This is a genomic window from Rugosimonospora africana (genome assembly GCF_016862975.1).
Taxonomy (GTDB): domain Bacteria; phylum Actinomycetota; class Actinomycetes; order Mycobacteriales; family Micromonosporaceae; genus Rugosimonospora; species Rugosimonospora africana.
Map to the genome: position 1 here is coordinate 134,209 of NZ_BONZ01000027.1, position 26,733 is coordinate 160,941.

The 26,733-nt window shown below is 71.6% G+C and carries 22 protein-coding genes; 18 read left to right on the plus strand and 4 right to left on the minus strand.

The genetic code is table 11. The annotated features are described in order from the left end of the window. The first annotated feature begins 154 nt into the window (after positions 1 to 154). The 10 genes from Raf01_RS14160 (at position 155) to Raf01_RS14205 (ending at position 12,580) form a co-directional block, all read left to right on the plus strand. Positions 155 to 1,489: a sugar ABC transporter substrate-binding protein gene (locus Raf01_RS14160; protein WP_203918305.1), complete on the plus strand. Its 1,335-nt coding sequence runs from the start codon at positions 155 to 157 to the stop codon at positions 1,487 to 1,489. Positions 1,490 to 1,577: 88 nt separating this feature from the next. After that, positions 1,578 to 2,519, plus strand: coding sequence for a carbohydrate ABC transporter permease (locus tag Raf01_RS14165; protein ID WP_239133599.1), 942 nt, complete (start codon positions 1,578 to 1,580; stop codon positions 2,517 to 2,519). Beyond that, a complete protein-coding gene (locus Raf01_RS14170) occupies positions 2,516 to 3,406 on the plus strand; it encodes a carbohydrate ABC transporter permease (protein ID WP_239133600.1) in 891 nt (296 codons plus the stop codon). The genes Raf01_RS14165 and Raf01_RS14170 overlap by 4 nt, the downstream gene beginning before the upstream one ends. A gap of 10 nt (positions 3,407 to 3,416) precedes the next feature. Further along, entirely contained in the window at positions 3,417 to 4,361 is a 945-nt protein-coding gene (locus tag Raf01_RS14175) for a 5-dehydro-4-deoxyglucarate dehydratase (RefSeq protein ID WP_203918307.1), read from the plus strand. Next, positions 4,361 to 5,644, plus strand: a complete 1,284-nt coding sequence (locus Raf01_RS14180) for a glucarate dehydratase family protein (protein WP_203918308.1) — start codon at positions 4,361 to 4,363, stop codon at positions 5,642 to 5,644. The genes Raf01_RS14175 and Raf01_RS14180 overlap by 1 nt, the downstream gene beginning before the upstream one ends. Next, positions 5,644 to 6,822: a hypothetical protein gene (locus Raf01_RS14185; RefSeq protein ID WP_203918309.1), complete on the plus strand. Its 1,179-nt coding sequence runs from the start codon at positions 5,644 to 5,646 to the stop codon at positions 6,820 to 6,822. The genes Raf01_RS14180 and Raf01_RS14185 overlap by 1 nt, the downstream gene beginning before the upstream one ends. 43 nt (positions 6,823 to 6,865) lie before the next feature. After that, positions 6,866 to 8,386 (plus strand): aldehyde dehydrogenase (NADP(+)), encoded by a 1,521-nt coding sequence (locus tag Raf01_RS14190; protein ID WP_239133601.1) that lies wholly within the window; start codon positions 6,866 to 6,868, stop codon positions 8,384 to 8,386. Then, the gene (locus tag Raf01_RS14195) at positions 8,379 to 9,221 is read left to right on the plus strand and encodes an IclR family transcriptional regulator (RefSeq protein WP_203918310.1); all 843 of its coding nucleotides are present in this window, start codon (positions 8,379 to 8,381) and stop codon (positions 9,219 to 9,221) included. Before Raf01_RS14190 ends, Raf01_RS14195 begins: the two co-directional genes overlap by 8 nt. A 213-nt stretch (positions 9,222 to 9,434) precedes the next feature. Continuing rightward, positions 9,435 to 10,367, plus strand: a complete 933-nt coding sequence (locus tag Raf01_RS14200; RefSeq protein ID WP_239133602.1) for an NAD-dependent epimerase/dehydratase family protein — start codon at positions 9,435 to 9,437, stop codon at positions 10,365 to 10,367. Next, entirely contained in the window at positions 10,364 to 12,580 is a 2,217-nt protein-coding gene (locus Raf01_RS14205; RefSeq protein WP_203918311.1) for a glycosyltransferase family 2 protein, read from the plus strand. The genes Raf01_RS14200 and Raf01_RS14205 overlap by 4 nt, the downstream gene beginning before the upstream one ends. Here Raf01_RS14205 and Raf01_RS14210 read toward each other — a convergent pair. Beyond that, positions 12,490 to 12,951, minus strand: a complete 462-nt coding sequence (locus Raf01_RS14210) for a GtrA family protein (RefSeq protein WP_203918312.1) — start codon at positions 12,949 to 12,951, stop codon at positions 12,490 to 12,492. The two genes, Raf01_RS14205 and Raf01_RS14210, sit on opposite strands and share 91 nt — an antisense overlap. Positions 12,952 to 13,147: 196 nt before the next feature. On the opposite strand from Raf01_RS14210, the gene Raf01_RS14215 reads away from it, so the two are divergent. Continuing rightward, the gene (locus tag Raf01_RS14215; protein WP_203918313.1) at positions 13,148 to 14,302 is read left to right on the plus strand and encodes an NAD-dependent epimerase/dehydratase family protein; all 1,155 of its coding nucleotides are present in this window, start codon (positions 13,148 to 13,150) and stop codon (positions 14,300 to 14,302) included. A 67-nt stretch (positions 14,303 to 14,369) separates the two neighbouring features. Here Raf01_RS14215 and Raf01_RS14220 read toward each other — a convergent pair whose 3' ends face one another. Beyond that, positions 14,370 to 15,827, minus strand: coding sequence for an outer membrane protein assembly factor BamB family protein (locus Raf01_RS14220; protein ID WP_203918314.1), 1,458 nt, complete (start codon positions 15,825 to 15,827; stop codon positions 14,370 to 14,372). A 329-nt stretch (positions 15,828 to 16,156) separates the two neighbouring features. Between Raf01_RS14220 and Raf01_RS14225 the strand changes: the two genes are divergently transcribed. The 3 genes from Raf01_RS14225 to fabG all read left to right on the plus strand — a co-directional run bounded on the left by Raf01_RS14225 (position 16,157) and on the right by fabG (position 18,836). Beyond that, complete coding sequence (locus tag Raf01_RS14225) at positions 16,157 to 17,158, plus strand: Gfo/Idh/MocA family protein (protein WP_203918315.1); 1,002 nt, start codon at positions 16,157 to 16,159, stop codon at positions 17,156 to 17,158. Between the two features lie 25 nt (positions 17,159 to 17,183). Beyond that, entirely contained in the window at positions 17,184 to 17,984 is an 801-nt protein-coding gene (locus Raf01_RS14230) for an SDR family oxidoreductase (protein WP_203918316.1), read from the plus strand. Positions 17,985 to 18,083: 99 nt separating this feature from the next. Then, positions 18,084 to 18,836: a 3-oxoacyl-ACP reductase FabG gene (gene fabG, locus Raf01_RS14235; protein ID WP_203918460.1), complete on the plus strand. Its 753-nt coding sequence runs from the start codon at positions 18,084 to 18,086 to the stop codon at positions 18,834 to 18,836. Positions 18,837 to 18,913: 77 nt separating this feature from the next. Here fabG and Raf01_RS14240 read toward each other — a convergent pair whose 3' ends face one another. Next, the gene (locus Raf01_RS14240) at positions 18,914 to 19,786 is read right to left on the minus strand and encodes an LLM class F420-dependent oxidoreductase (protein WP_203918317.1); all 873 of its coding nucleotides are present in this window, start codon (positions 19,784 to 19,786) and stop codon (positions 18,914 to 18,916) included. A 92-nt stretch (positions 19,787 to 19,878) separates the two neighbouring features. Between Raf01_RS14240 and Raf01_RS14245 the strand changes: the two genes are divergently transcribed. Next, complete coding sequence (locus Raf01_RS14245) at positions 19,879 to 21,513, plus strand: RecQ family ATP-dependent DNA helicase (protein WP_275412984.1); 1,635 nt, start codon at positions 19,879 to 19,881, stop codon at positions 21,511 to 21,513. Positions 21,514 to 21,516: 3 nt separating this feature from the next. Here Raf01_RS14245 and Raf01_RS14250 read toward each other — a convergent pair whose 3' ends face one another. Further along, a complete protein-coding gene (locus Raf01_RS14250; protein WP_203918318.1) occupies positions 21,517 to 22,704 on the minus strand; it encodes an ROK family transcriptional regulator in 1,188 nt (395 codons plus the stop codon). Positions 22,705 to 22,768: 64 nt separating this feature from the next. Here Raf01_RS14250 and xylA point away from each other — a divergent pair, with 64 nt between their 5' ends. From xylA to Raf01_RS14265, 3 genes are all read left to right on the plus strand, one after another. Then, on the plus strand, positions 22,769 to 23,953 hold the full coding sequence (gene xylA, locus Raf01_RS14255) for a xylose isomerase (protein WP_203918319.1): 1,185 nt from the start codon (positions 22,769 to 22,771) through the stop codon (positions 23,951 to 23,953). A gap of 7 nt (positions 23,954 to 23,960) precedes the next feature. After that, entirely contained in the window at positions 23,961 to 25,370 is a 1,410-nt protein-coding gene (gene xylB / locus Raf01_RS14260; RefSeq protein WP_239133603.1) for a xylulokinase, read from the plus strand. Between the two features lie 446 nt (positions 25,371 to 25,816). Beyond that, a complete protein-coding gene (locus Raf01_RS14265; protein ID WP_239133622.1) occupies positions 25,817 to 26,626 on the plus strand; it encodes a SigB/SigF/SigG family RNA polymerase sigma factor in 810 nt (269 codons plus the stop codon). Positions 26,627 to 26,733 lie beyond the last annotated feature (107 nt).

The following is a 26,733-nucleotide window of genomic DNA, read 5'->3' on the forward strand; positions in this document are numbered from 1 at the left end:
GGACAGTATGGTGAACGAAATCGGCGGGCGGATCGGATAACGGGAGTGTTTCGGGCTCTTGACCACTCTTGACCACTGAGCGGACAGGGGCATACGTTTCGCGTCACGGCGTTCACTTGCATGTTTTACGTTCACAAATCTGAACGGAGGAACGATGGTGAGAGTACCGTGGCGCGACCGCGTGCTGGTGGCCTCGGCGGCCGGCATGTGCGCGGTACTGGCGATCTCCGGCTGCGGATCGAGTGACAAGTCCAAAGCCGAGGCAACCGGTCCGCTCAACGTCTGGGTCCGGGGTGCCAACGATTCGATCAAGGCGTACCAGAAGGTCTTCGACGCGTTCACCGCGAAGACCGGCATTCAGATCAAACCGTTCATGACGCTGACCGACTTCGAGACCAAGCTGTCCGCGGCGGCCACCTCGCACAAGCTGCCCGACGTCGTCGTCGACGATGCCGCCCAACTGGGCAACTTCGAGACCCAGGGGATCATCCAGCCGGTCGACAAGAGTGCGGTGGCCGGCCAGGACCAGCTCACCGACCGGGCCTGGGACTCGGCCAAGGACCTGACCGGCAAGTACTACGCGGTCCCGTTCTCCGCCCAGGCCAACATCCTGCTCGTACGCAGCGACTGGCTGGCCAAGCTGAAGCTCCAGCCGCCGAAGACCTGGCAGGACGTGGCGACCGTGGCCAAGGCGTTCACCACGCAGGACCCGGACGGTGACGGCAAGGCCGACACGTACGGGCTGGACGTGCCCGGGTCGACGACCCGCGGGTACATCTCCTGGTACTGGTCGTCCCTGCTCTGGGAGGCCGGCGGCAGCTACTTCAAGCCGGCGGGCAACGGCAAGTTCGCCGCCAACCTGGATACACCGCAGGCGACACAGTCGGTGCAGTGGTTCGAGGACCAGTTCTGCACGAACAAGGTCGTCCAGCCCAGTGCGCTCAACGACACCACGACCGAGGCCAACAAGGCGTTCCAGACCGGCGTGACCGGGATGTACTTCACCGGTCCGTACGCGTACGCGACGATGGACGCCACCGCGATCAAGGGCAAGTACGTGGCGGTCGCCCCGCCGGCCGGTCCGGCGAACGGGCAGACCCTGGCCGAGGGTACGGACATCTACCTGATGGCCGGCGGCAAGACGAGCGAGGCGAAGAAACTCGCGGAGTTCATGATCACTCCGGAGGCGCAGCGGCTCGGGATGACGGCGGTGCCCACCGCGACCATCGTCCGGTTGCCGGTGAACAAGACGGTCGACGCGGCCACCGAGCACCAGGGCGACGACCGGTGGAAGCTGGCCCAGCAGGTGTACCAGTCCGACGGGCACTACGAAGACATCAACATGCCCAACTGGACCGCGCTGCGGCAGGCGACCTCGGACGGGCTCAACGCGCTCGTGGCCAAGTGCGGCGATCCCGCCACGGCCCTGCACACGCTCAACGACAAGCTCAACTCGATCCTGAAGACCCAGGGGGTGGCCGCGGGATGAGCCGCCCAGGCGAAGCCCGGCTCACGCCCGCCGAGGCTGTTCGCGGGATGAGCCGTGTGCCTGTCGAGGCAGGGCCGGCGAGATGAGCGTGAGCACGCCCTCCGCCCCGGTCGCGTCGGTGCCGCGCGACCGGGGCGGACCCCCGGCCGCGCGCCGGGTCCGCCGGGTCCGCTCCCGGTTCTCGCCCTGGCTGTTCCTCGCCCCGGCGCTCGCGTTCTTCGCGGTGTTCAAGTTCTGGCCGGTGATCTGGGGCGTGTACCTCAGCTTCTTCCACGTCCGGCCGTACCTGGGCAACGAGTGGCTCGGCTGGGCCAACTTCAGCCGGGCGTTCCAGGATCCCGATCTGCGCGCCGCCGTCGGGCACACCGTGCTCGACGCGGTCGTCTCCGTCGCCGGTTCGATGCTGGTGGGCTTCGCCCTGGCGTTGCTGCTGGAGAGTCCGGCCCGGCACGTGCGGATCCTGCGGACCGCGGTGTTCCTGCCCGCGGTCACCGCGATGGTGGCCATCGCCGAGCTGTGGGGGGCGCTGCTGTTTCCCGGCCGGTACGGGGCGGTGAACAGCTTCCTCGGCGCGCTGGGCCTCGGCGCGCAGCCGTTCCTGGCCAGCCCTCACTCGTCGCTGTGGACGGTGATGCTCATCCAGATCTGGAAAGCTGCCCCGTACGACATGGTGATCTTCATCGCCGGCCTGGTCGGCATCGACCGCCAGTTGTACGAGTCGGCGAACATCGACGGCGCGGGTGCCTGGCAGCGGCTGCGCCACATCACGATCCCGTCGCTGCGCCCGATCACCACGATCGTGCTGACCCTGGGCATCATCCGCGGGCTCCGCGTCTTCACCGAGATCAACGTGCTCACCGGCGGCGGGCCCGGCGGCTCCACGGAGACGATCGTGACGACCACCTTCAAGGCCGCGACGGTCGCCAACGACACCGGATACGCGTCGGCGATCTCGACGCTCCTGCTGATCGCGACGATCCTGCTGACCAGCCTGACGCTGTGGTGGCGCAACCGTCTGGAGGCATCGTGACCAGCAGCGTCGCCGGCAGCGCCACCGGCGGTGCCACCGCCCTCGGGCTGCGTGCCCCGCGTCGGCTGACCTCGCACCGGGGCGGACGGCTGCTTGTCCGAGCCGTGCTGTTCCTCGTGGTGATCGGGATCTTCGTGGTACCGCTGTGGTCGATGATCGTGACCGCGTTCAGCGGCGGCGCCCCGAAGCTGGGCCAGGTGTTCCTCTGGCCGCACGGCCTCTCGGCCGGAAACCTCACCACGGCCTGGCGGTTCGGCCTCGGCCGGGGACTGGTCAACTCGATCGTGGTCGAGGCGATCGGGCTGACCCTGCAGGTCACGGTCAGCGCGTTCGCCGCGTACGCGTTGGCGCGCAAGCGGTTCCGCGGCGCCGGCCTGGTCATGCTCGCGATCCTGGCGACCATGATGATGCCGGAGGAGATCATCGCGATCCCGCTGTACCTGGTACTCGGCAAGATCAGCCTGCTGGACAACTACGGCGGCCTGGCCCTGCCGCTGGTCGGCTGGGCGTTGCCGGTCTACGTGCTGACCGGGTTCATGAAGCGCATCCCGGTGGAGCTGGAGGAGGCCGCCCGGGTCGACGGGGCCGGTGACCTGCGCATCTTCTTCCAGGTGATCTTGCCGCTGTGCCTGCCCGCCCTGGGTACCTGTGCGGTGTTCGGGTTCCTGATGATCTGGGACCAGTACCTGCTTCCACTGCTCGTCGCCCAGTCGCCGAAGATGAGCACGCTGACGCTCATCGTGACCAGCCTTCAGGCGAGTCAGGAGCAGGGGGAGGGTGTGCGGTTGGCGGCGGCGGTGGTGTTGATGGTTCCGAGCGTTCTGGTCTACCTCGGGTTGCAGCGGCTCTTCGAGCGGGGCCTGCTGAGCGGTTCATTGAAAGGCTGAAGGGATAAACATGACGATAAACGACTCGGCGTCCCGGCTCGCCGGGCGGCTGGACGGGCTGCTGTTCTTCCCCGTCACCGCGTTCGGCCCGGACGGTGGGGTCGACCTCGACGCGTACCGGCGGCATCTGGCCAGCCGGCTGTCGGCCCGCGACGACGCACTGGGCGCGGTCTTCGCGTGCTGCGGCACCGGGGAGTTCTTCTCCCTGGGAGTCGAGGAGTACGCGGAGTGCGTGCGGGTCGCGGTCGAGGAGGCGGCCGGACGGGTGCCTGTGGTGGCCGGGGTCGGGTACGGGGCGGCCCTGGCCACCCAGTTCGTCCGGGCGGCCGTTGCGGCCGGAGCGGACGGGTTGCTGGTCATGCCGCCGTACCTGGTCGAGGGCGGCCAGGCCGGGCTGCGTGAGCACTACCGGCGGCTGGCCGACGCGTCCGAGCTGGACATGATCATTTACCAGCGGGACAACGCGGTCTTCACCCCCGATACGGTCGCCGACCTGGCCGCGCACTCGCGAATTGTCGGGTTCAAGGACGGCCGCGGCGACCTGGACCTGATGCGCCGGATCGTCGGCGCGGTGCGCCAGCGGCACGGCGAGGACGCGCTGCTGTACTTCAACGGCATGCCGACGGCCGAGATGACCTCCCAGGCGTACCGGGCGGTCGGCGTGCCGGCGTACTCCTCGGCGGTGTACTGCTTCGCGCCCGACCTGGCGATGGCGTACTACCGGGCGTACCGGGGTGGCGACGAAGCGACCGTGAACCGGCTGCTGGACGGCTTCTGGCGGCCGTACGTCCAGCTGCGCCAGGCCGGGCAGGGGTACGCGGTGTCGCTGGTCAAGGCGGGGGTGCGGCTGGAGGGAGTGGACGTCGGGCCGGTCCGGCCACCGCTATCCGAGCCCGAACCCGAACACGTGAGCCGGCTGGCCGAGCTGATCGCCGCCGGACGGGAGCTGATCTGATGAGTACGCCCACCACCAGAACCGACGCCACCATCACCGACATCACCGTCACGCCGATCGCCGTGCAGGATCCGCCGCTGCTCAACTCGGTCGGTGTGCACCAGTCGTACGCGCTGCGGGCGATCCTCCAGGTTCGCACGGACGCCGGGCTGGTCGGCCTGTCCGAGGCGTACGGCGACGACCCCACCCTGGACCGGCTGAACCGCGCCTCGGCGGCGTTGGCCGGGCTGTCCATCTGGGACCTCAACGGCCTGAACCGGCGGGTCGCCGTGGCGCTCGGCGAGGTGGCCCCGGACAGTCCGACGGAGCTTGCCGGTGCGCCGAGCGTGGCGAAGGCCATCGCGTCCACCGTGTCCGCGTTCGAGGTCGCGCTGTATGACCTGCAGGGCAAGGCGACCGGGCTGCGGGTGTGCGACCTGCTGGGCGGCGCGGTGCGCGAGGAGGTGCCGTTCTCCGCATACCTGTTCTACAAGTGGGCCGGGCACCCGGGTGCGGAGCCGGACTCCTTCGGCGAGGCACTGGACCCGGACGGGATCGTGGCGCAGGCCCGCAGGCTGGTCGACCGGTACGGGTTCGGTTCGCTGAAGCTCAAGGGCGGCGTGTTCCCGCCGGAGGAGGAGATCGCGGCGATCCGGGCGCTGCGCGACGCGTTCCCCGGGCACCCGCTGCGGCTGGACCCGAACGCGAACTGGACGGTCGAGACCAGCCACCGGGTGGCCGAGCAGCTGTCCGGGGTGCTGGAGTACCTGGAGGACCCGGCCGGCGGGATCGACGGCATGGCGCAGGTCGCGGCGCGTACCGACCTGCCGCTGGCCACCAACATGTGCGTGACGACGTTCGACGACATCCCACCCGCGGTGGCCGCCGGCGCGGTGCGGATCGTGCTGTCCGACCACCACTTCTGGGGCGGCCTGCGCGCGTCGCAGAAGCTGGCCGGCATCTGCGAGACCTTCGGGCTGGGCCTGTCGATGCACTCCAACACGCACCTCGGGGTGAGCCTGGCTGCGATGACCCATCTGGCCGCGGCCACGTCGAACCTGACGTACGCCTGCGACACCCACTCGGTGTGGCAGGTCGAGGAGGTCATCGAGCCGGGCGCGATCGCGGTTCGCGACGGCGCGGTGCGGGTGCCGCCCGGTCCCGGCCTCGGCGTCACGCTTGACGAGGACAGCCTGGCTCGGCTGCACGAGCAGTATCTACGCTGTGGTATCCGCCGCCGGGACGACATCACGCCGATGCGCGCGGTCCACCCGGACTGGACAGGAGCGAGGCCCCGATTCTGATGCAGACCGCGGCGTACCTCTACCCCTGGGACCTGGTCGGCGACCCGGCAGCCGCCGATCTGGTGGCCGGGCTGGGCCTGGACCACGTCGTACTGGCCGCCGTCTACCACGGCACCCGGGCGCTGACCCCGCGCCACCCGCGTCACCGGGTCGTGGTGGCTCACCAGTCCGCCGCCTACTACCCGGTCGGCGACGCGCACTGGCAGGGCGCGGCGCTGCGCCCCGCGCAGGCGGACTGGCTGGCGGCGGCCGACCCGTTCGGCGAGGCGACGGTCGCGTTGCGCGCGGCCGGGGTGCCGGTGCACGCCTGGGTGGTGTGCAATCACGTCGACCTGCCCCGTCCGGTCGAGCAGAACGTGGTCAACGCGTACGGCGACCGGTACCCGTGGGCGCTGTGCCCGGCCCGGGACGACGTCGGGGAGTACCTGCTCGGCCTGGCCGCCGACGCGGCGGCGCTGCCCGGCATCGACGGCGTCGAGCTGGAGGCGTGCGGGTGGTACGGCTACGACCACCTCAGCGCGCACGACAAGGTGGGCGGGGTGCCGCTGTCCGGGGCGGCGCAGTACCTGCTGTCGCTGTGTTTCTGCGCCGCCTGTGCCGCCGCGTACCGGGCCGGCGGCATCGACCCCGAGGCGCTGCGCGGGCACGTGCGCACCGCGCTCGACGCGGTGTTCTCGGAAGCCGCCGAGCCGGCCGCTCCCGGTGTCGACGAGGTCGGGCAGATCGGCGGGCTGCTCGGCGCCGGCCTCGCCGCGGCGGTGGCCGACGTGCGCCAGCACGTCGCCGACCGGCTGCGCGCCGCGGTGATCGGGCGGATCCGCGCCGAGCGCCCGGAGTTGGACGTGCTGCTGCACGCCAGCCCGCAGCCGCACCGCTCGGTCGCGTTCACCGGCCTGGACCCGGCGCGGGCGGCCACCGTGGCCGACGGTCTCGTGGTCAACTGCTGGGGCGGCCCGCAGGCGGTGCGGCCCAGCCTGGACGGCGGCGGTCGGGTATACGCGAGCCTGCTGGCCGTGCGCGGGATGGGTGGCCGGCCGGACGAGCTGCCGGCGCAGGTGGCCGCGGCGCAACGGGCCGGCGCGCACGGCGTGCGCCTGTACCACGCCGGGCTGGCCGGGGCCGCCGACCTGGCCGCGATCCGGGAACTGACCGGGGACCGGGCGCTTGACCGTGACTGAGGGAGAATGACGTGACTGACCGAAGCGATAGCGAGGTGACGGCGTGAGCGAGTTGGACGTCTGGAGCATCGACGCCCGTACCGGCGAAAAGGTCGAGGCGGTGGCATCCACGGCGACGGACGCCGAGGTGGACGCCTCGGCGAGCCGGGCGGCCGAGGTGGCGCCGTCACTGGTCGCGGCCGGGCTGGCCGGGCGTGCCCGGCTCCTGCGCGCGATGGCCGACGAGATCGAGAAGGACGGCGACGCGATCGTCGCGGCCGCCGACCGGGAGAGCGCCCTCGGGCAGGTCCGGCTGCGCGGCGAGCTGGCCCGCTCGGCGTACCAGCTGCGCCTGTTCGGCGAGGTGCTGGAGGACGGCGGGTACCTCGAACTGACCATCGACCACCCGGACCCGAACGCGGTCCCGGCGCCCCGGCCGGACCTGCGCCGGATGCTGGTACCGGTCGGCCCGGTGGGCGTGTTCTCGGCGAGCAACTTCCCGCTGGCGTTCAGCGTTCCGGGCGGCGACACGGCCAGCGCGATCGCGGCCGGCTGCCCGGTCGTGGTCAAGGCGCACTCGGGGCACCCGTACACCTCGGAGCTGTCCGCCACCGCGCTGCGCCGGGCGGCCGCGTCGGTGGCCGTACCCGAGGACGTGGTGCAGCTCGTGCACGGCCGGAAGGCCGGCACCCGGCTGGTGGTGCACCCGGCGATCCAGGCGGTCGGTTTCACCGGTTCGGTGGGCGGCGGCCGGGCGCTGTACGACCTGGCGACCAGCCGGCCGCAGCCCATCCCGTTCTACGGCGAGCTGGGCAGCATCAACCCGTTCGTGGTGACGCCGGAGGCCGCGGCGCAGCGCGCCGAGTCCATCGCTTCCGGCCTGGCCGGCTCGTTCACTCTCGGGATCGGGCAGTTCTGCACGAAGCCGGGCCTGGTGTTCGTACCGGCGGGTGCGGACGGGCAGCGGCTGATCGACGCGCTGGCCGAGGCGGCCGGCCAGATCGCCGGTGGACCGATGCTCACCCCGAGCATCCGGGAGGGCTTCCTGACTGGTGCCGCGGAACGGGTCGCGCTGCCCGGTGTGCGCGCGGTGCTCTCCGCGTCCGGCCAGATCTCGCCGCACGTCCTGGTCGCGTCCGCGTCCGCGCTCGACGACGTGCTGCTGGAGGAGTGCTTCGGCCCGCTGGTGGTGGTCGTCGAGTACGGCGACGAGGGCGAGCTGTTCGCGGCCCTGGACCGGGTGCCGGGCAGCCTGACCGCGACCGTCCACAGTGGAGACTCTGAGGGTGCGTCGGGCAGCTTCGCCGACCGGGTCGCGCAGCGGCTCACCGGGATCGCCGGGCGGATCCTGTTCAACGGGTACCCGACCGGTGTCGCCGTCACCTGGGCACAGCAGCACGGCGGCCCCTGGCCGGCGACCACTTTCCCGCACCACACCTCGGTCGGCACCACCGCGATCCGCCGCTTCCTGCGCCCCGTGGCCTACCAGGACGCGCCGGACGCGCTGCTGCCCGCCGAACTGCGCGAGGACAACCCGCTCGGGCTGCCGCGCCGGGTCGACGGACGGTACCAGCTTCATGGCTGAACCGGCCGTCGCGCCCGTCCCGGTCGCCGAGCCTGCTCCGGCCACCGGCCCCGTCCCGACCGCCGCGCCCATCGCGGCCGAGGTCAACGGGGCCGGGCCGGTCAAGTCCGCGCTGCGCACCGTCGAGCTGCTGGAGTTCTTCGCCGGTCACCGGGGTCTGCACAGCCTGGCCGAACTTCAGCAGAGCCTCGGCTACCCGAAGAGCAGCCTGTACATGCTGCTGCGCACGCTGACCGATCTGGGCTGGGTGGAGACCGACCCGACCGGCACCCTGTACGGCATCGGACTGCGGGCACTGCTGGTCGGCACCTCGTACCTCGACGGCGACCACATCCTGACCGCCGCCAAGGACACCCTCGACTGGCTGGCCGAGACCACGACCGAGACCGTGCACCTGGCCCGGCTGGACGGCACCGACGTGGTCTACCTGGCCACCCGCGAGTCGCAGCACTACCTGCGCCCGATCTCCCGGGTCGGGCGCAGGCTGCCGGCGCACACCACGTCGCTGGGCAAGGCGTTGCTGGCCGAGCGCACCGATGCCGAGGTGCGCGCGATGCTGCCCGTCACGCTGAGCGCGTTGACCCCGCACACCCTGGTCGACCACGACGCGCTGGCCGCCGACCTGCGCGCGACGCGGGAGCGCGGGTACTCGGTGGATCGCGAGGAGAACGTGCTCGGCCTGCGTTGCTTCGGTGTCGCGCTGCGATACCAGCGGCCGGCACGGGACGCGATCAGCTGCTCGGTGCCGGTGGCCCGGTTGACCGAGGGCCGGCAGGAGCAGATCGCGGGGGCCCTGCTCGCCGCGCGCGACCGGCTGGAGCGGATCCTGCGGTAGGGTTCATGATCACGTTTTCGACCAGTCTGGCTCGACGCGTCTGACGCCGCGCCGCGACCAGACCGGTCGCCGACCGCCCGATTCCGCCGCGAACGGCCCGATTGTCTATAGCCCAGCGGGCGACCAGTCCGGCTCGGCGCGTCTGCGCCGCGCGGCGACCCGGACCAGTCGGGCACCGAGGTGGCGTGGAACTCGATCGCGTACGGTAACAACGTGCCGGAACCGTCATCCACAGCCATGCCCGATCTGGACCTGACCGGCGAGCACGTGCTCGTCACCGGAGGAGCCGGATTCATCGGACGAAGCGTCGTCGCCGGCCTCGCCGCAGCGGGAGCCAAGGTCAGCATCGTCGATCTCCTCCCGTCCACCGCGTCCGGCGGGGAATCGATCGTCGGCGACCTGTGTGACCCCGCAGTGCGCGACGCCGCCGTCACGCCGGACCTGACCGGCATCGTCCACCTCGCCGCCTTCACCTCGGTGCTCGGTTCGCTGCGCGACCCGGCGGCGGTCCACCGGGTGAATGTGGAGGCCACCGCCGGACTGCTGGAGCTCGCCCGGCTGCGCGGGGTGCCGCGATTCGTGCTGGCCTCGACGAACGCGGTCACCGGCGACGTCGGCGACACGCCGATCCACGAGGAGTTGCCGATCCGGCCGCTGACCCCGTACGGGGCGACCAAGGCGGCCGGCGAGATGCTGCTGTCCGGCTACGCCGGCGGGTACGGGATGACGACCTGCGCGCTCCGGCTGACCAACGTGTACGGGCCGGGCATGGCGCACAAGGACAGCCTGATCCCGCGGCTGATGCGGGCGGTGCGCGACGACGGCGTGATCCAGGTGTACGGCACCGGCGAGCAGCGCCGGGACCTGGTGCACGTGAGCGACGTGGTGGCCGGGCTGATGGTGGCCTGGCGCAGCGCTCACGTCGGCCCACTGATCATCGGTACCGGCCGGTCGGTGTCGGTACTGGACATCATCGACGCGGTGGCCAAGGCGACCGGCACTCCGATCCGGACCGAGCACGTCCCGGCGAAGCCGGGGGAGATGCCCGCGGTCGTCGTGCGCACCGACCGGGCCGCGGCGCTCGGGTACTCCCCGGCGATGTCGCTGGAGGACGGCCTCGTCACGGTCTGGGACGAATTTCGGTGAGCCGGTTCGCGGCACGGGTGCCGGGGTTGTTCCGCCGGCACCGGGTGCTGGCGGTCCTGCTGGTACTCGGGCTGGCGCTGCGGGTACTCGCCATGATCGCGGTCCGGCCGGCGATCTTCTACATCGACTCGGTCGCCTCGTACCTGCTGCCGCTGCCGCAACTGGCCGTGACCGGGCAGGACCCGATCGGGTACGACATCCTGATCCTCAAGCCGGTGCTGGCCGTGGCCAACCTGACCACGGTCGTCGCGCTCCAGCACCTGATGGGGCTGGGCATCGCGATCACCGGCTACGCCCTGCTCGTGCACAAGGGCGCGTGGCGCTGGCTCGCCGCGCTGGCCATGGCGCCGGTGCTGCTCGACGCGTACCAGGTGCAGATCGAGCACAACATCATGTCCGACCCGCTGTTCGAGGCGCTGCTGACCGCCGCGCTGACGGTACTCGCCTGGCCGCGCCGGCCGGACTGGCGCCACGTGCTGGCCGCCGGCCTGCTGCTCGGGATCGCGGTGCCGGTGCGGCAGGCCGGGGAGCCGCTGATCATCGCCGGGGTGGTCTACGTGCTGCTGGCGGCGCGGGCGTGGCGCTGGCGAGTGGCGCTGACCGCGATCCTGGTCGGCTGCTTCGCCCTGCCGATCGCCGGGTACGCCGTCCTGTACCACCACAGCACCGGGGTCTACGGCCTGTCCAGGGTCGGCGGCGGCTCGATGTACGGGCGGGTGGCCACGTTCGCCGACTGCACCGGCGTGAGCATGCCCGACGACGAGCGGGCGCTGTGCCCGCCGGTACCCCGGCCACCCGGCCACGGCCCGGACTACTGGGCCCACGACCCGGCGTCGCCGTCCAACACGGTCAAGCCGCCGGCAGGGATGACCGAGGACGAGTTCCTGCGCGACTTCGACAAGCGGATCCTCAAGCACCAGCCGCTGGACTTCGCCGGTGCGGTGCTGCGCGACTCGGTGAACCTGTTCGGCTGGGGCCGCCCGGCCAACACCAACCCGGACGCCACCACCGAGCGGTGGCGGTTCCAGACGACGTTCCCGACGTTCCTGCCGCTGGTCAGCATCCCGGAGATCACCCAGCTGTCGCACCGGTACGGCGACGGGCCGCCCACGGTCAACAAGCCGATCGCCGGGTTCCTGCGCGGGTACCAGCTGAGCGTGGGCTTCACGCCCGGGCCGGTGGTCCTGGTCTCGATCCTGATCGCGCTCGCGGCGGCCCTCGGCCTGGGGCGGGCCCGCCGGGCGCCGACCCGGGGGCCGGCCGCACTGTTCCTGATCACCGGCGTGGTCCTGCTGCTGTTCTCCGACCTGTTCCAGTTCTCCTGGCGCTATCAGTTGCCCGGCTACATCCTGTTCCCGATCGCCGCGGTGCTCGGCCTGGTCGCGCTGTTCTACGAGCCGCCGCGACCGGAGTTCCCGGAGCCGGCCGACGTCGACGCGGAGCGGGCCTTCACCGCGGAGTACGGGGAGCGGGTGTTCCCGTCGGTGGTCATGCTGATCGCCGCCTACAACGAGGAGAAGGGCATCGGCGCGGTGCTCGACTCGATACCGAAACAGAGCTGCGGGCTGTCCATCGCTCCGCTGGTCGTGGTCGACGGGTGCAAGGACGGGACCGCCGCGGTGGCCCGGGAACACGGCGCGTACGTGTGTGACGTACCGGTCAACCGGGGCCAGGGCGCGGCGCTGCGGCTGGGCTACCACCTGGCCAGAACCGGAGGGGCCGAGTTCATCGTCACCACGGACGCGGACGGCCAGTACGAGATAGCCGAGCTGCCGCTGCTGCTCAAGCCCCTGCTCGCCGACGAAGCGGACTTCGTCACCGGTTCCCGGCAACTGGGCAGCAACGAGTCGGCGGATCAGGTACGGCGGCTGGGCACCAAGGTGTTCGCCGGAATCGTCTCGGTGCTCACCCGGCAGCGGATTACGGATACCTCGTTCGGGTTCCGGGCGATGCGCGCTGAGCTGACCGGTCAGGTCCGGCTGACCCAGCCCCAGTACCAGTCCTCGGAGTTGTTGGTCGGCGCGTTGTGCCTGGGATACCGCGTGCGGGAGCAGCCGATGACCATGCACCCCCGCAACCAGGGGAGCTCGAAGAAGGGCAACAACCTCGTGTACGGCAGTCGCTACGCCCGAGTGGTCTTCTCCACCTGGCTGCGGGAACGGAAGATGACCCGGTCGAGGACGGCGAACTTGACCAGGAACATCGCCGCGTAGGTGGCGAAGTAGCTGGCTTCGACGACGACGGCGAGATGAGCGGCGAAGGCATCGACATGCGGAGCGTAGGACTTGGTTGCCCGGGTGGCCCCGGCCGCGGCCAGGGCGGTGGCGATCGCGAGCACCGCGTACGAGCCGAGGTCGCGGCTCAGCCCGCTGCGGCTGCGGCGGTCCCAGGCCCAGTACCGGTTGGAGACGAAGTTGACGATGGCGCCGGAAGCGAAGGCCGTCACGCTGGCCACCTCGGGCGGGGCGTGCAGGGTGTGAAACATCACCCAGAAGGCGACCGCACTGACCAGCGTGGCCAGCGCCGAGCCCAGGGCAAACCGGATGAAACGGCGCAACCTGGGACTAACCGCTACCAGCTGCACGTGATCTCCTTTCGGGTGACGCGGGTTCAGCCTAGCCAGGCCCCCTCCCCCCTCCGTCGCCCGCTGGGGTGTTCCCTGGGATCATCAACGTGACTCCAATGAACCGTTGAGGTTGTAAACGTACGATCATGGGTAGAAATCAATTGCCGTCTGGACCGGGGTTTCCTTGGGGTGTGGTCGGCGGAAGGAGTGGAGGATGCGGATACTCGTCCTCGGTGGTGACGGCTACCTGGGCTGGCCAACTGCGCTGCACCTGTCCGAGTGCGGTCATGAGGTAGGAGTCGCCGACAACTTCGTGCGGCGTACCTACGACCACGAGCTCGGCGTGCAGAGCCTGGTACCGATCGAGCCGCTGTCGATCCGGGTACGGGCCTGGCAGGAAGCGTCCGGGAAGCACGTGGAGACCTACGTCGGCGACCTGACCGACGCCGAGTTCACCTACCGCATGATCCGCGAGTTCCGCCCGGACGCGGTGGTGCACTTCGCGGAGCAGCGCGCCGCGCCGTACTCGATGATCGACCGGGCGCACGCCGTCTACACGCAGACCAACAACGTGGTCGGCAACCTGAACCTGCTCTACGCGATCGCCGAGACGAACCCGGACATCCACCTGATCAAGCTCGGCACGATGGGGGAGTACGGCTACCCCAACATCGACATCGAAGAGGGCTGGCTGGAGATCACGCACAACGGTCGTACCGACCGGATGCTGTACCCGAAGCGGCCCGGCTCGTTCTACCACCTCTCGAAGGTGCACGACAGCCACAACATCGAGTTCGCGTGCCGGATCTGGGGGCTGCGCGCCACCGACCTCAACCAGGGCATCGTCTACGGCCAGCAGACCGACGAGACCATCCGGGACGAGCGGCTGGCCACCCGGTTCGACTACGACGCGGTGTTCGGTACCGTGCTCAACCGGTTCGTCATCCTTGCCGCGCTCGGCCAGCCGCTGACCGTGTACGGCGACGGTGGCCAGACCCGCGGCCTGCTCGACATCCGGGACACCGTGGAGTGCATCCGGATCGCCGCGGAGAACCCGGCGGAGCGGGGCGAGTTCCGGGTCTTCAACCAGATGACCGAGACCATGTCGGTGCTGGAGATCGCCAAGCTCGTGGCCGACCTGCACCCGAACTCGGTCGACGTCGAGCACCTGGTCAACCCGCGGGTCGAGGCGGAGTCGCACTACTACAAGGTGACCCACACCGGCCTGGTGGAACTCGGGCTCCAGCCGCACCTGCTGTCGGACACGCTGCTCACGTCGCTGTACGGCATCGCCGACAAGTACAAGCACCGGGCCGACCCGGCCGCGCTGAGGCCGTCCGTGCGGTGGCGCGCGGCCGCCGAGCACTGACCGTCGCCCGGGCTGACCGTCACCCGGGCTGATCGTGGCCCGGGTTGATCGTCGCCCGGGCTGATCGTCAGCTGGGGCGCACCGCGACCACCCCGGTCAACGTGCCCACGTACGCCTGCTCACCGGCCAGCGTCGGCGAGGCGAAGTGCGGAGCGGTCCCGATGGACAGCTTCTGCCGAACCGCCCCGCTGGCCGGATCGAGCAGGTACAGCAGGCCGTCCTCGTAGTCGACCACCCAGACCGCGCCGCCGCCCAGTACCGGTGCGCCCCGTGCGGGGACCGTGGTGTGCCACAGGACCTGGGGCTTTCCGGCCGAGTCCACCCGCACCGCCCGGGTACCGTCCGTGCACGGCACGTACACGGTGTCGCCGTTCACGGCCGAGCCGCCGAACGCCTTGCAGATCTCCGTCTTCGCGACCTCGCCGCCGATCCCTCCGAAGTGCTTGCCGTCCAGCACGTAACCGGTGCCTCGCTTGCCCGCGATCAGGACATGAGTGCCGACCACCGCCGGGCTCATGGAGCCCAGGTCCAGGTCGTGCGCATTGTCGTCGGCCCAGGTGGACGGCGAGAAGCGGTCGGTCAGCTTGAGCTGGGGATCCAACTCCAGCACCGAGTCGCTGCCGTCGTAGCCGGAGGTCGACTCGCCGTTGCCGACGGCGTACAGCAGATGTCCATCCAGCACCGCCGCACCGCCCGGCGCCCAGATGCCCGCTTCCCGCGTGGTCGGCACCGCGTAGCTGGCCACGGGCCCGTTGCCGACGGTGGGCACCGCGACCACCGAGCCGATGTAGTGCGCGCAGTCGCCGGCGAGGCCGCCGTACGCGACGTAGACCTTCCCGTCCAACAGGGTCAGCGCGCTGCGCTGCTGGTGCGCGATCGGGTCGCCCTTCGGCGGCTCGGCGGCGCGGACGACCCGCACCGTGCCGGTGGCCGCGTCGACGCCGTACAGGGTGTGGTGGCCGCCGGTGCTCTCGGCGAGCGCGAAGACCAGGCCGGTCGCCGGGTCATAGACCATCGTGCTGGTGATGCCGAGCGGATCGATGTTGCCGCAGGGCAGGTCGTGCTGCGGGACCGGCGTCGCCAGGTGCCGGGACCACTTCGCCTTGCCGGTGGCCGGGTCCAGGGCGTAGACCGTGTCGTTCTCGGTGGCCGCGTAGACCATGCCGCCGACCACGATCGGCTGCCCGTAGACGGCGCCGTCCAGCCGGGAGGTCCAGGCCACGCTGGCCGTACCGAGGGTGGGAAATCCGGGTGCGACTCCGGTACGGGCGTTGTCGTGGTGGTACGTGGGCCAGTCGGCGTCCCCCACCGGACCGGGGCTGGCCGCGGTGGTACCGCTCGGAGTCGTGATCGTCTGCTCGGACGGTGTCGGCCCGGCGGCCGGCTCGCTACCGCAACCGGCCGCGGCCGCCACCAGCGCGACGGCCGCGGCCATCGCCGTGGCCGGGGTCGCTCGGCGCCGCCCGATTGTGCCCGTGCTGGTCGTGCCCGTGCCTGTGCTGGTTGTGCCCCTGCCGGTCGTCATAACCGTCGATCCAACCACGTTCCGGGCGCGGTCCGTGCCCCACGTCCCGAGGGGATCGCTCCGGCGTCCTTTGCTCTGCTTACCTGTACGCAACACAAACGGCGTTCGAGTGTTGCCTATGGGTAAGCAGAGCAAAGCGTCCACGCCGACCCTCCCCGGCCCGGGGGACAGCGGCTCGCCGGGCAGCGCCTGGCGATCAGCGCCCTAGCGATCAGCGCCTGGCGACCAGCGCCTCGCGGACCCCGCCTCGCGGACAGCGGCTCGGGGGCAGCCCCTCGTGGGCGCCGACCAGCGGGCGGCGGGCGGCGCCGTTCTCCTATCATCGGGCGGTGACGCTTCGCTTCGGCCTGTTCGGCACCGGGTATTGGGCCGCCGAGACGCAGGGCGCCGGGCTGGACGGCCACCCGGACGCCGAGTTCGTCGGGGTGTGGGGGCGCGACCCCGCCAAGACCGAGGCGTTGGCCCGCCGCTACCGGGTGCGCCCGTACGCCGACGCGGACGACCTCATCGCTGCCGTCGACGCGATCGCCGTCGCCCTGCCGCCCGACATCCAAGCCCCGCTGGCCATCCGCGCGGCCGAGTCCGGGCGGCACCTGCTCCTCGACAAGCCCGTCGCGCTCGACCTGCCCTCGGCCGACCGTCTGGCCGACGCCGTCCGGCGGGCCGGTGTCGCGTCGCTGGTGTTCGTCACCAACCGGTACCGGCCCGAGATCGAGATGTTCCTGGACGCTACGGTGGCCACCGGCGGCTGGTCCGGCGCCCAGGTCACTCTGCTCGGCTCGATCTTCACGCCGGGCGGCCGGTACGCCGGCTCGTCGTGGCGCCGCCGGTGGGGCGGGCTGTGGGACGTGGGGCCGCACGCGCTGTCGATCCTGCTGCCGGTACTGGGGCCGGTCGTCGAGGTGACCGCCGTGCACGCGCCGCACGACACGGTGCACGCGATCCTGCGCCACACCGGTCCGGGCGACGCCGCTACGGACAACGCCGCTGCGGGCAGCGGCAAAGCGGGCAGCGATGGCGCAAGCGGCGGTGGCGCGGCGAGCGGCGGCGGCGCGGTGAGCACGATGTCGCTCACGGTCAACGCGCCGCCGGCCGTGTCCGTTCAGGGCACGACGTTCTTCGGAGAGTCCGGCACGGTGAGCCTGCCGGTACCCGAGGTCGCGTCGGTGGACGCGTTCCGGACCGCGGTGGCCCGGTTGGTGGGCAACGTGGCCCGGGGCGTACCCGACGATCCGCTGGACGTGCGGTCCGGCCGTGACGCGGTGGCGATCCTGGCCGCCGCACAGAAATCCGCGGACGGTGGCGGCGTACCGCAGGGGGTATGTTACTGACAAGTACATGGCGGAAGGGGCGACGATGCCGGTCACGTTGTCGGATGCGGTGGTCGTGGTCACCGGCGGAGCCAGCGGGATCGGTGCGGCACTCGCCCGCCGGTTCGCCGCCGAGGGCGCTCGGGCAGTGGTCGTCGCCGACCTGGACGCCGCCGGTGCGGCGGCCGTCGCTCAGGAGTTGGAGTGCCCGGTCCGGCTCGGTGTCGGGCTCGACGTCGCCGATGAGGCCCAGGTCGCCGCGCTGGCCGGGCGGGTGGCCGAAGAGATCGGGCCGATCGATGTGTACTGCTCCAACGCCGGATTGATCGGGTCGCCCGGCCTGGGCACCGACGCCGACTGGCAGCGTGCATGGCAGGTACACGTGCTGGCCCACCTGTACGCGGCCCGTCACGTGGTACCTGCGATGGTGGCGCGCGGCAGCGGCCACCTCCTGGTCACCGCGTCGGCCGCCGGCCTGCTGGCCGAGGCGGATCTCGCGGCATACTCGGTGACCAAACACGGCAGCGTCGCGCTCGCCGAGTGGCTCGCGATCCAGCACGGCGACCAGGGCGTCACCGTCTCCTGCCTGTGCCCGCAGGGGGTGAACACACCGATGATCGCGGGGGCCACGAACGTGTCGACGACGCTCGCGGCCGGGGCGGTCATCGAACCGGAGCAGGTCTGCGACGCGGTGGTGGAGGCCCTGGCGACGGACCGTTTCCTCATCCTGCCGCACCCCGAGGTCCAGGCGTACGAACAGCACCGCGCCGCCGACCGGGACCGCTGGCTGTCCGGGATGCGCCGGTTGCGCGCCCGGGCCCGGGGCGCGTCCCCGGCGTCCGCCTGAGCGCCGATCCCCACGACAATGTCCAGCCCCGAGGACCGTTCCAGCCCCGAGGCACTGGCTTACCCCGAGGCACTGTCCAACCCCAAGGAAGGAAACGCCATGTCCCAGCACGTCGCGATCGTCACCGGAGCCGCCCGGGGGATCGGTGCCGCCACCGCCGCCCGGCTGGCCCGCGACGGACTCGCGGTAGCCGTCGTCGACCTCGTCGAGGATTCCTGCGCCGACACGGTGGCCGCCATCACCGGCGCCGGAGGCCGGGCGATCGCGGTGGGCGCGGACGTCTCCGACGCCGAGCAGGTGGCCGGCGCCGTCGCCCGGGTGGCCGACGAACTGGGGCCGCCGACGGTCCTGGTCAACAACGCCGGGGTCCTGCGCGACAACCTGCTGTTCAAGATGACCGACGAGGACTGGGACACGGTGCTGAGCGTCCACCTGCGGGGCGCGTTCCTGTGCAGCCGGGCGGCCCAGGCGCACATGACGAAGGCGCAGTTCGGCCGGATCGTCAACCTGTCGAGCACGTCCGCGCTCGGCAACCGGGGACAGGCCAACTACGCCGCCGCGAAGGCCGGCATGCAGGGCTTCACGAAGACGCTCGCGATCGAGCTGGGTCCGTTCGGGGTGACCGTGAACGCGGTGGCGCCCGGGTTCATCGTCACCGACATGACGGCGGCGACGGCCGCGCGCATGCGGATCGACTTCGATGAGATGCAGAAGCGGGCGAGCGAGGAGATCCCGGTGCGGCGCGTCGGCCGTCCCGAGGACGTCGCGAACACCGTGTCCTTCCTGGTGAGCGACGACGCCTCGTTCGTGTCCGGCCAGGTCATCTACGTGGCCGGCGGCCCGCGGGCCTGATCCGGGCGGGAGGTGCGGGTGCGCCGGCAGACGCACCCGCACCTCCGGTCACGTGACGGTCACCGCGACCGCGACGGTCACCAGGTCGCGACGGCCGGGATGATCCGCTCGCCGATGATCTCCAGGGGCGTCACCTGCCACACGTCGGCGACCGCGCCGATCGCCACCTGGAAACCCAGATCCGCCAACCGGCGCAGCTCGGCCAGCGTCTCGTCGACGCGCTCCCCGTTCGGGCCGACGTTGAACGGGTAGTACACGGTCTTCAGGATCTCGTCGTACGGGCGGCCGAGCCGCTCGCAGTGCCCGCGCAGCACGTCGAGCTTGTGTTCCACGTCCGGCGTGGCGAACAGGTTGCACGCGTCGCCGTACTGGGCGACCATGCGCAGCGTCTTCTTCTCGCCCCCGCCGCCGACCATGACGGGCGGGTGCGGCCGGCGAAGCGACTGCGGCGAGTTCAACGGCCGGTCCAGCGAGAAGTTCTTGCCCCGGTACGGCGACTCGTCGCCGCGCCACATCTGGAGGCAGATCTGCAGGGCCTCCTCGAGTTGCTCGAACCGCACCGCCGTCGGCGGGAACGGCACGCCCAGCCCGCGCGACTCCTCTTCGTTCCAGCCCGCGCCGATGCCGAGCCAGGCCCGGCCGCCGGAGAGCACATCGAGGGTGGTGACGATCTTCGCCAGGATGCCGGGGTGTCGGTAGTGGACGCCGGTCATTAAGGTGAGCAACTGTGCCCGGTTGGTGTGCGCGGCGAGGTACCCCAACGTGGCGTACGCCTCCAGCATCTCGTGGTCCGCGGGGCCGACACCGCTGATCTGGAAGAAGTGATCCATCACGGCGATGTAGTCGAAGCCCTGCTCGTCGGCGGCGCGCGCCACGGTGGCCAGGTCGGCGCCGAGAGCCGAGGGTCCGTTGGGCGTGGTGAAGTCCGGAATTTGAAGGCCGATCTGCATGTCGGGGGTTCCCTTTGCGTCTCGTGGATTCGCTCACCCGATTCTTTCAGGGTCTCCGTTTGCCGGCGGTCGCGCGGGGGAAGATCTTGCTCGTGTTGCCTCGCGCCCACTCCCTCCGGCTGCGTCGCGCCGCCCGCCGGCACTTCGGCTGGCGCCGCCTGCGTACCGGCCAGCTGACCGCGATGCGCGCGGTGCTGCGCCGCCACGACGCCCTGGTCGTCCTGCCCACCGGGCACGGCAAGTCGGCCGTGTACCAGGTGCCCACGACCATCCTGACCGGCCCGACCGTGGTCATCTCCCCGTTGCTCGCCCTCCAGCAGGACCAGATCGCCTCGCTGGCCAGCCGTGCGGATCCCCGCCTGCACGGGGTACGAGTCGCCTCGGCGCAGACCGTGGCGCAGCAGGCGGCGGCGTTGGAGGAGGTACGCACCGGCCGGGCCCGGTTCCTGTTCATCACGCCCGAGCAGCTGTGCCGGCCCGACCGGCTGGCCGAGGTGGCCGCACTCAAGCCGACCCTGGTCGCGGTCGACGAGGCGCACTGCGTCTCGGCCTGGGGACACGACTTCCGGCCGGACTACCTTCAGCTCGGCCACCTGATCCGGGAGCTGGGCCGGCCGCCCGTGGTGGCGCTGACGGCGACCGCGTCGCCGCCGGTACGCGAGGACATCGTGGCCCGCCTCGGGCTGCGAGATCCGGTCGAGGTGGTGGCCGGACTGGACCGGCCCAACCTCACGCTCTCCGCGCTGCACTGCGCGAGCGAGGAGGTCCGGTGGCAGCGGCTGTGCAGCGTACTGGAGCAGGTACCGGTGCCCGGCATCGTGTACGTGCCGACGCGGCGGGGCGCCGAGGAGTTGACCGAGCGGCTGCGCGGTGCCGGCGTCGACGCGCGGGAGTACCACGGCGGGATGGCGGCCGGCGAGCGTACCCGGCGGCACGAGGACTTCCTGGCCGACCGGGTACCGGTCATGGTCGCCACGTCGGCGTTCGGCATGGGGATCGACAAGCCCAACATCCGGTTCGTCATCCACGCGGCGCTGCCCGACTCGCCGGACAGTTACCTGCAGGAGGTCGGCCGGGCCGGACGCGACGGGCAGCCGGCCCAGGCAGTACTCCTGCACCGCGGCGAGGACGTCGCGCTCCAGCGCTACTTCACCGGCGGCGCGCCGGACGTCGATGACCTGTGCCGGCTGGCCGCCGCGCTGCGCGAGGAGCCGGCGACCAAGGCCGACGCGGCGCGGCGCACCGGTCTCGGCCCGCGCAAGCTGGCTCAGCTACTGTCGCTGCTGGAACAGGTGGGTGGGGCGGTGCGCGGGTCGCGCGGGCGCTGGGCGGCGCCACGGTACGCGCCGGAGCCCGCGGAGCTGGCCCGACTCGCACGCGACGAGGCGGAGCGCCACCAGGGGGTGGCACGGTCCCGGACCGACATGATGCGCCACCTCGCCGAGACCACGTCGTGCCGTACCCGGGTGCTGCTGGCGTACTTCGGTGAGCACCAGCGCGGCTCGTGCGGGCACTGCGACAACTGCCTGGCCGGTACCGCCGCGGCGTCGGCCCCGCAGGTGACCGGGCCGTACCCGGTGCACAGCGCGGTACGCCACCCGGAGTGGGGTTCGGGCATGGTGCTCAGCTACGACGGCGACCGGATGGTCGTGCTCTTCGACGACGTCGGGTACAAGACCCTGTCCGTGCCGGTGGTGCGGGAGCAGGGCCTGCTCGCGCCGGCCTGAGCACTACCCGTCGACCCAGCTCGCCGGGGCGGCCTGCACCTCGCGGACCACCGCGCCGGCCGCGCCGACCACCGCCGCGCGGGTGCCCAGGGCACAGGCCCGGACCGGCACCGGCGACCAGGCCGCTGTCAGTACCCGGGTGGCCAGCTCCCGCTCGACCGCGGCGCACAGCCAGCCGGCCAGCGGTGCGAAGCTGCCGCCCAGCACCACGGCGTCAAGGTCGAGCAGGTTCACCACGCCGGCGGCGGCGATGCCCAGCGCGGTACCGGCGGCGGCCAGCGCGCTGACCGTGGCCGGGTCGGCCGCGCCGGCCAGCTCGACGAGCCGCCGTACCGCGAGGTCGGCGGGCAGCGGTTCGCCGGCCGGTACCCCGGCGGTGCGCAGGATCGCCTCCTGCCCGGCGTACTGCTCCAGGCAACCGCGCGCACCGCACCGGCAGGTCGGCCCGTCGGCCGCGATGGTGACGTGGCCGATCTCGCCGCTCCACCCGTGGGTACCGCGCAGCAGACCGCCGTCCAGCACGATCCCGGCGCCGATGCCCACCTCGCCCGACACGTAGAGGAAACTGCGTTCCCGGTCGGTGGTGGACAACTCGCCCAGGGCGGCGAGGTTGGCTTCGTTGTCGATCTCCGTCGGCAGGCCCGGCCAATGTGGGGCGGAGGTCAGCGGACCCAGTACGTCCAGATCGCGCCAACCGAGGTTGGGCGCCAGCCGGACCAGCCCCCGAGCGTCGACCAGACCCGGGACGGCCAGCCGGGCCCCGGCCAGCGGCAGGTCCACCGCGTCGCGGGCGCGGGCGGCCAGCTCGGCGACGTCGGCCAGGACCTCGTCCGGTGCCCTGCCGCGCTGGTCGGCCTGGCGGACCTCCAGGTGCCGTACCGCTCCGGTCAGGTCGACCACGGCGGCGGCCAGGTAGTCGACGTTGATCTCCAACCCGAGCCCGGCCGGGCCGGCGGGGGAGAGCACGAGCCCGGTCGCCGGCCGGCCCGCCCCACCTCGGGGTGCCGGGCCCACCTCGTCCACCAGCCGCCCCCGGACCAGCACCTCGACGAGGGCCGACACGGTGGCCCGGGTGAGGCCGGTAGCCTGCGCGATCCGGGCACGGGAGGTCGGCTCGGCACGGCCGACCTCGCCCAGCACCAGGGCGAGGTTGTGCTGCCAGAGGCTGCGCTGTCGTACCGGCCCGTCCATGGTCTTGACACTAGCCGGCTGGGCGCAATAAGTTCAACCAGTAAACAAATCGTCGGGAGGAACCATGGCACCCAAGCCGACCAAGGAAGACCGTTTCGCGTTCGGCCTGTGGACCGTGGGCTGGCCGGCCCGCGACCCGTTCGGCGACGCGACCCGCCCGCCGCTGGACCCGGTCGAGGCCGTGCACCGGCTGACCGAGCTCGGCGCCTACGGGCTCAATTTCCACGATGACGACCTGATCCCGTTCGGCAGCGACGAGCCTACCCGCGAGAAGATCATCGCGCGGTTCCGGGACGCGCTGGCCGAGACCGGCATGCAGGTCACCACGGCGACCACCAACCTGTTCAACCACCCGGTGTTCAAGGACGGCGCCTTCACCAGCAACGACCGGGACATCCGGCGCTTCGCGCTGCGCAAGGTCATGCGCAACCTGGACCTGGCCGCCTCCCTGGGCGCCAAGACCTACGTGTTCTGGGGCGGTCGCGAGGGCTCGGAGTCCGACGCGGCCAAGGACGTCCGGGCCGCGCTGGACCGCTACCGGGAGGGCATCGACCTGCTCGCCCAGTACGTGATCGACCGCGGGTACGGCATCCGCTTCGCCATCGAGCCCAAGCCCAACGAGCCGCGCGGCGACATCCTGCTGCCCACTCTCGGGCACGCCCTGGCGTTCATCTCCGGCCTGGAGCACCACGAGATGGTCGGCCTCAACCCTGAGGTCGGGCACGAGCAGATGGCCGGGCTGAACTTCGCCGCCGGCATCGCCCAGGCGCTGTGGCACGGCAAGCTGTTCCACATCGACCTCAACGGCCAGCGTGGCATCAAGTTCGACCAGGACCTGGTGTTCGGCCACGGTGACCTGCTCAATGCGTTCTTCCTGGTCGACCTGCTGGAGGGCGGCGCGAGCGGCGTACCGGCCTACGACGGCCCCCGGCACTTCGACTACAAGCCGGCGCGCACCGAGGACATGGAGGGCGTGTGGGCCTCGGCGGCCGCGAACATGAGCACCTACCTGCTGCTCAAGGAGCGGGCCGCGGCGTTCCGGGCCGACCCCGAGGTGGCCGAGGCGCTGGCCACGACCCGGGTCGCCGACCTGAACACGCCCACCCTGAGCCCGGGCGAGTCCTACGCCGAGCTGCTCGCCGACCGGTCGGCGTTCGAGGAGTTCGACGTCGACGCGGCGGCGTCCCGCGGGCTGGGTGCGGTGCGGCTCAACCAGCTGGCCGTCGAACACCTGCTCGGCGCGCGGTGAGGTAGTGGTGAGTGGATCGGGGCGGCTGGTCGCCGGGGTCGACTCGTCGACCCAGTCGTGCAAGGTGGTGATCCGGGACGCCGAGACGGGCGCCCTGGTCCGCGAGGGCCGGGCCGCCCATCCCGACGGTACCGAGGTGCACCCGGACGCCTGGTGGAGCGCGCTGACCGAGGCGGCGCAGCGTGCCGGCGGGCTGGACGACGTCGCGGCGATCGCGGTCGGCGCCCAGCAGCACGGCATGGTCTGCCTCGACGAGTCGGGCCAGGTGATCCGGCCGGCCCTGCTGTGGAACGACACCCGTTCCGCGGCGGCCGGCCGGGAACTGGTCGCCGAGTTCGGCGGCCCGGACTTCTGGGCGCAGGCCGTGGGCAGTGTCCCGGTCGCCTCGTTCACCATCACCAAGCTGCGCTGGCTGGCCGAGCACGAGCCGTCCTCGGCCGCCCGCGTGCACACCGTGTGCCTCCCGCACGACTGGCTCACCTGGCGGCTGGGCGGCGGCGGAGACCCCTCCGCGGTACGCACCGACCGCGGGGACGCCAGCGGCACCGGGTACTGGTCGCCGGCCACCGGCCGGTACCGGCCGGATCTGCTGCGGGCGGCGCTGGGGCGGGACGCCGGGGTGCCGCCGGTACTGGGACCCGCCGAGGAGGCGGGGCGCACGCGTGGCGGCGCGGCGCTCGGCCCCGGTACGGGGGACAACGCCGCCGCGTCGCTGGGCATCGGTGCACTGCCCGGCGACGTGGTGGTGTCCATCGGCACCTCCGGCACCGTGTTCACCCCGGCGGGCCAGCCGTCGGCGGACCCGTCCGGGATCGTGGCCGGCTTCGCCGACGCGACCGGCCGGTTCCTGCCGCTGGTGTGCACGCTCAACGCCAGCCGGGTGATGGACAGCGCGGCCCGGCTGCTGGGCGTCGACCTCGACACGTTCGCCAACCTGGCGTTGAGCGCGCCGGCCGGCGCCGGCGGCCTGGTCCTGGTGCCGTACCTGGAGGGCGAGCGCACGCCCAACCTGCCGCTGTCCACCGGCTCGCTGCACGGGCTGCGGCACGACACGATGAACCCCGCCCACCTGGCCCGCGCCGCCGTGGAGGGGATGCTGTGCGCGCTGGCCGACGGGCTGGACGCGCTGACCGCGGAGGGCGTCGAGTGCCGCCGGGTGATCCTCGTCGGCGGTGGGGCGCGGTCGGCAGCGGTACGGGCGATCGCTCCGACGGTCTTCGGCGTCTCGGTGCTGGTACCCGAGCCGGGCGAGTACGTGGCCGACGGGGCGGCCCGGCAGGCCGCCTGGGTGCTGTCCGGGGCGGCCGAGCCGCCGACCTGGTCCACGGGTACGACGGAGGTCTACGAGGGCGACGCGGTACCGGCGATCCGGCAGCGGTACGCCGAGGCGGCCGGGCGCGTCCTCGACCGGCCCTGAGACGGTCCGGTCCCGTCGCCGCTGGCCTGATCCCGGCCGGCGAGTCGCACGTCACTGCGGCTCGCCGGCCGGGCATATCGGGACGAGGCGCCACCAAGGCGACCTGGAATTCTCCGACGCGTCAGTGAGAATTTCCCGATCGGGCACAATCGCCGCAAAAATCGCCGCCCCGGTCTTCGGATCGCTAGGCATCGGCGGTATGGTCGAGTTGCCTGTGCTGATCACGGCGAGATGGGGATCTTCCTCCGGTCGGATCGGGCGGTCCGAAAAGGGCCACGGCGGTGCTCTAGGAGTGGGCGCCCCCGACGTGTAGACGACCTCTGTGTCGTGTCCATCCGTCGTTTTGGGTTTCTGTCCGGTGACTTCCCTGTCTGGTGGACTTCCCGATCGGGGTGGAATCGACGCGGGACGGTGTGGAAGGAAACACCATGACCGCGATGACTGTCATGTCGAACGATGTCCGTCGCAGCGAAGAGAAGATAGACCACGGTACGTCGACGTCCACTGTGGACGATCGAGCGGTGGAGCTGCTCAAGACCCTCGCGCGTGCGCCCGAGGACAGCCCGGACCGAGCCGGAGTGCGTGACCAGGCGATCCAGGCGTGGCTGCCGCTGGCCAGGCATCTGGCCCAACGCTTCAACGGTCGCGGCGAACCGCTGGACGACCTGGTGCAGATCGCGACCGTCGGGCTCATCAAGGCGATCGACCGGTTCAACCCGGAGTACGGCAACGACTTCGCCGCGTACGCGGTACCCACGGTCGTCGGCGAGATCAAGCGGCACTTCCGGGACCGTACCTGGGACGTCCGGGTACCCCGCCGGCTGCAGGAGTTGAAGCTCGACATCAACGAGGCGACCAGTACCCTGTCGCAGCGGCTCGGCCGGTCGCCGAGTGTGGCCGACATCGCCGAGTACCTGGACCTCGGTGAGGACGCGGTTCTCGAGGGGTTGGAGGGTGCCCGCGCGTACAGCGCGGTGTCCCTGCAGACGCTCGTCGGCAACGGCGAGGACGGCACCGAACTGGGCGACCTGTTCGGCGTCGAGGACCACGACCTCGTGCTGGCCGAGCACCGCGCGTCGCTGGGTCCGGCGCTGGAGGCGCTGAGCCCGCGGGAGCAGAAGATCGTCATCCTGCGGTTCTTCGGCAACCTCACGCAGACCCAGATCGCGGAGCGGGTCGGCATCTCCCAGATGCACGTGTCCCGGATGTTGGCCAAGTCGCTTCAGGTGCTGCGCGGCGAGCTGTCCGCCGAGTGAATCGCTGGGGGCTGACCCCGGCGTCGGCCCGCTACCGGTGAATGACCCGCCGGAGCCGATGCCACCGCGTCTTTGCCGGTGGCATCGGCCGCGGCGGATCCCGCTGC

Excerpts from the sequence above, each read along its gene's own strand:
- Raf01_RS14175 (WP_203918307.1), top strand. The coding sequence starts at position 3,417 with ATGACGATAAACGACTCGGCGTCCCGGCTCGCCGGGCGGCTGGACGGG.
- Raf01_RS14180 (WP_203918308.1), top strand. The coding sequence starts at position 4,361 with ATGAGTACGCCCACCACCAGAACCGACGCCACCATCACCGACATCACC.
- Raf01_RS14215 (WP_203918313.1), top strand. The coding sequence starts at position 13,148 with ATGCGGATACTCGTCCTCGGTGGTGACGGCTACCTGGGCTGGCCAACT.
- Raf01_RS14185 (WP_203918309.1), top strand. The coding sequence starts at position 5,644 with ATGCAGACCGCGGCGTACCTCTACCCCTGGGACCTGGTCGGCGACCCG.
- Raf01_RS14250 (WP_203918318.1), bottom strand. The coding sequence starts at position 22,704 with ATGGACGGGCCGGTACGACAGCGCAGCCTCTGGCAGCACAACCTCGCC.
- Raf01_RS14160 (WP_203918305.1), top strand. The coding sequence starts at position 155 with ATGGTGAGAGTACCGTGGCGCGACCGCGTGCTGGTGGCCTCGGCGGCC.
- Raf01_RS14220 (WP_203918314.1), bottom strand. The coding sequence starts at position 15,827 with ATGACGACCGGCAGGGGCACAACCAGCACAGGCACGGGCACGACCAGC.
- Raf01_RS14195 (WP_203918310.1), top strand. The coding sequence starts at position 8,379 with ATGGCTGAACCGGCCGTCGCGCCCGTCCCGGTCGCCGAGCCTGCTCCG.
- Raf01_RS14230 (WP_203918316.1), top strand. The coding sequence starts at position 17,184 with ATGCCGGTCACGTTGTCGGATGCGGTGGTCGTGGTCACCGGCGGAGCC.
- fabG (WP_203918460.1), top strand. The coding sequence starts at position 18,084 with ATGTCCCAGCACGTCGCGATCGTCACCGGAGCCGCCCGGGGGATCGGT.
- Raf01_RS14240 (WP_203918317.1), bottom strand. The coding sequence starts at position 19,786 with ATGCAGATCGGCCTTCAAATTCCGGACTTCACCACGCCCAACGGACCC.
- Raf01_RS14265 (WP_239133622.1), top strand. The coding sequence starts at position 25,817 with ATGTCGAACGATGTCCGTCGCAGCGAAGAGAAGATAGACCACGGTACG.
- xylA (WP_203918319.1), top strand. The coding sequence starts at position 22,769 with ATGGCACCCAAGCCGACCAAGGAAGACCGTTTCGCGTTCGGCCTGTGG.